General features: G+C 72.4%; 2 protein-coding genes. One reads left to right on the top strand and one right to left on the bottom strand.

Annotation, left to right across the window (positions count from 1 at the left end; all coding sequences use genetic code 11):
* Positions 1-27: 27 nt before the first annotated feature.
* Positions 28-1,881, bottom strand: coding sequence for an alkaline phosphatase (locus ACTIDRAF_RS31115; protein WP_016701332.1), 1,854 nt, complete (start codon positions 1,879-1,881; stop codon positions 28-30).
* Positions 1,882-2,398: 517 nt separating this feature from the next.
* Here ACTIDRAF_RS31115 and ACTIDRAF_RS0224610 point away from each other — a divergent pair.
* Positions 2,399-3,265, top strand: coding sequence for a GNAT family N-acetyltransferase (locus ACTIDRAF_RS0224610; protein WP_039789465.1), 867 nt, complete (start codon positions 2,399-2,401; stop codon positions 3,263-3,265).
* The last annotated feature ends 318 nt before the right edge of the window (positions 3,266-3,583 follow it).

The following is a 3,583-nucleotide window of genomic DNA, read 5'->3' as shown; positions in this document are numbered from 1 at the left end:
GTCCCCGCTCCACCCCGTCCACATCGATCAGTCCTTGGCGAACAGCGTCAGCGTGATCTCGCTGCCGTAGCGACCACCACGGGCCTCCTCCGGCACGGCGAGGCCGAGGTCCGCGCCCAGGACGGTCGTCCCGAACCGGCTGACCCGGTCGGTGTCGGCCAGGGCGGCCGGGCCGTCGAAGGCGGCGTCGGGGCCGGCCTCGGCGCCGGACTCGGACTCGACGACCTTCGGGGTCCAGCTCAGGTTCTCCGCGCCGAACCGGCGGTTACCGGCGACGAACTCGCTGGCGCTGCCGGCGACGGTCCAGCCCTGACCGCGCGACTGGACCTCGTCGCGGGTGTCGGTCACGGTGACCTGCGGCAGGGCACCGGACTGGCTGCGCGGGTCGCCCTCGAAGACGACGGAACCGGTGTCGGCCACCGACATGCTCAGCGCGCCACCGCTGGTGGGCAGCGGAACGGTGGCCTCCAGGGCCACCGAGGAGTCACCCGAGGCGGGGGCGTGCCCGAGGAAGTCGAAGACGGCCTCGCCGATGTCGGTGTTGTCCAGGTAGGCGCCCCGGACGATGTCCCACCGGTTGGCCCGGGCCTGGAGGACGTCCGAGCCGGCGCCCTTGGCGTAGAAGGGCACGAGGGCGTTGGTGTGGTCACCGGAGTGCCAGGAGACGTTGGGCAGCTGACCGGCCTCGCCGGTCACCGGGGTCCAGGTCGGGTTCGAGTCCGGCCCGGCCAGGTAACCCGTCTCGTGGTCGGCGGTCACGATGACGAGCGTCTCGTCCCAGCTGCTGTTCTCCTCCACCCACTGGTCGACGGCCTCGGCGGCGCGGTTGAAGTCGATCTGCTCCTCGAGCGTGCGGGTGGTGTTGTTCGCGTGGGCGGCCCAGTCGACGGCACCACCCTCGACCATGAGGAAGAAGCCCTCGTCGCCCTGCTCCAGGACGTTGAGCGCACCCTCGGTCATGGTGTCCAGGCCGGGAACGTCGTTGAGCGGGTCGGTCCACGGGAGGACGTCGTCGTTCTCCATGCCGGGGCGGTTGTACTGGAGCGTCTCCGCGACCTGGGCGAGGCCGAAGACCTTCTCCGGCACGTTCCGACCCTCGGCGAGCGAGGCGAAGTCGGCCTGCTCCTCGATGTAGGTGAAGTCGGTCCCGCCGGTGCTGACCCGCTCGAAGTCCTCCTGCGAGATCCAGGTCCAGTCGGACGCCCGCCGGGTGTGGGCGTCGGTGAAGTTGGGGTGGCCGCCGCCCATGAGGACGTCGACACCGCTGTCGATCATCTCGGTCGCCAGACCCTGGTAGTCGTTGCGACTCGAGTTGTGCGCGATGAAGCCGGCGGGGGTGGCGTGGTTGAACGGCACCGAGGTGACCAGGCCGACCTTCTTGCCGACCTCGATGGCCTGCTCACCGACGGTCAGCAGGCGGTCTCCGTCCGGCGTGTAGCCGAGGATGCCGTTGTTGGTCTTGACGCCCGTGCCCAGCGCGGTTCCCGCGGCTGCCGAGTCGGTGGCACCGGAGGCCACCCAGTCGAACGAGCCCCAGGCCTCCTCGGGGACGTACTCCGCCCGACCACTCGCGGAGTGGTGGGACTGACCGACCTGGACCGGGTAGGACTCGTACACCTGGCTCGGGGTGCCGGGCACGTGCTCCACGGCGCCGGTGGCGGGGTCCACGGAGGCCTGGCCGTAGCTCTGCCCCTGCTCGTAGAGGCTGGGCAGGTCGAAGTGGCTGTAACCGCCGCCGTCGGAGATGAGAAGAATGATGTTCTTGGGCACGGGCGTTTCCTCCGCGCCCGCGACGCCGGCCGACAGGGGAGCGGCGGCCATGCCCAGGGCCGCTCCCGTGACGACGAGACCGCGAGTGCGCTTGAGCACTCTGCTGCTCATTGCTTCCTCGTTCCGTGTCAGTGGGTCCGATGCCGCGCGGACGTGGGTTACGCGGCCCTCGCACGTTTTCTTCCGAAGGTGACGAGGACACGATCGGTAGCGGACGTCCGGGTGAACCTCTGCCGACGTGGTGACTGATCGCGACCGTCGGTTCCGCCAGGAGCACGAAAAGTGGTGTGGTGGCCCCGGTGTGGGAGGGGGTCGTCCCGGGGTTTCACCGAGAGTGATTGGGTTGGCCGGACCTGCCGCGTCGGTCCGGGAACGTCTCCTCGTCCGCCCGGCCGTCCGAACCGGACGGTGAACAGCTCCCGGGCCTTCCCGTGAGCGGTGGGTGGCCACCGTGGACGTGGTGTCCCACCCGGTCACCGGGTGTGCGATCGCTTCGGGCCGTGGCGGCGGTGCGGAACCGGGGAGCGCGCCACCGGCTCGTCTCCCCAGGGGGAACCGGCCTCCGCGTCCCGGCACCGGGCCGGAAACGGGGTGCGGGAGGCCGGTTCCGTGGTGTGTGATCGGTGGTGTGACGATCGTCCTGGGCACTCCGGAAGTCGACGGGTTGAACGAGGTCGTGCACGCACTGCGGGCATGGCAGGACGACGGGGAGCCAGCACAGCCGCACCCGGGAGACCTGGGCTGGTTCTGGCGGTTCGGTGCGGAGGCCACCGCCCGAGCGGTCCGGACCTGGAGCCGCGACGGGGAAATTCTCGCGATGGGGTTGCTGGACGGCCCCGACCTGGTGCGACTGGCGATCGCACCGCACGCCGAACGGGACGAGGAGTTGGCGCGGCGGCTGTCGGAGGACGTGACCGATCCCGCGCGCGGAGTGCTGGGGGAGGGGGCGGCGTACGTGGAGGCCCCACCCGGCGCGCTGGTCCGCGACCGGCTGGCCGAGCGGGGCTGGACCTCCGGCGAGGCGTGGACGCCGCTGCGCCGTGACCTCGCGGACCCGGTGCCGGACCCCGGGCCGCGGATCGCGGTGACCACACCGGACGGGGCGCACGTCCGGGTCGCGGTCCAGCGGGCGTCCTTCGACGGGTCGAGGTTCAGCCAGGACCACTGGCGGGCGATGGCGGCCGGCTCCCCCTACGCCGACGCCCGCTGCCTGATCGCCCACGACCGCGAGGGCAGGGCGGTGGCGGCGGTGACGGTGTGGTCGGCGGGCCCGGGGAGGCCAGGGTTGCTCGAACCGATGGGCGTGCACCGGGACCACCGCCGGAAGGGCCACGGCCGGGCGATCGTGGTCGCGGCGGCGGCCGCCTTGCGGGCCCTCGGCTCGTCGAGCGCGATCGTCCGCACCCCCAGCTCCAACGTCGGCGCCGTCGCGACCTACGAGTCGGCCGGCTTCCAGCGACTGCCCGAGACCCGGGACCTCTGCCGACCTTCCTAGCCCGGGCACCGGTGGGGACAGAGGTGGTGTTCGTCCGGTGATGGCCCGTCGCACCCGCTGGGAGGACCGCCTCGCTGGGCGGCGGAACCGCGTCGGACGGGAGGGTTGACCTCGGACCGTTCCACGAGCCGGAGCCGGGCGCGGTGTCCTGGTCCGACCGGCGTCCCCGCCGGCGGCCCGCGCCCCGTCCGCCATCGTCCTCCCGGCGCGGGCACGGAGTCCCCCTGCCCGGCCGCGAGCGCCGCTCCCGACGAGGCGACCGGGTGCGGAGTCGAACGGGGACCGGGAACGACGAGGGCCCGCCCGGACCGAGGTCCG

This window comes from Actinoalloteichus spitiensis RMV-1378 (assembly GCF_000239155.1).
Classification (GTDB): domain Bacteria; phylum Actinomycetota; class Actinomycetes; order Mycobacteriales; family Pseudonocardiaceae; genus Actinoalloteichus_B; species Actinoalloteichus_B spitiensis.
Note: the sequence above shows the minus strand (reverse complement) of the source record. Positions and strands in the feature narration are given on the sequence as shown.

Bases quoted from the DNA above. Each gene is read 5' to 3' on its own strand.
- ACTIDRAF_RS31115 (WP_016701332.1), bottom strand. From the start codon at position 1,881: ATGAGCAGCAGAGTGCTCAAGCGCACTCGCGGTCTCGTCGTCACGGGA.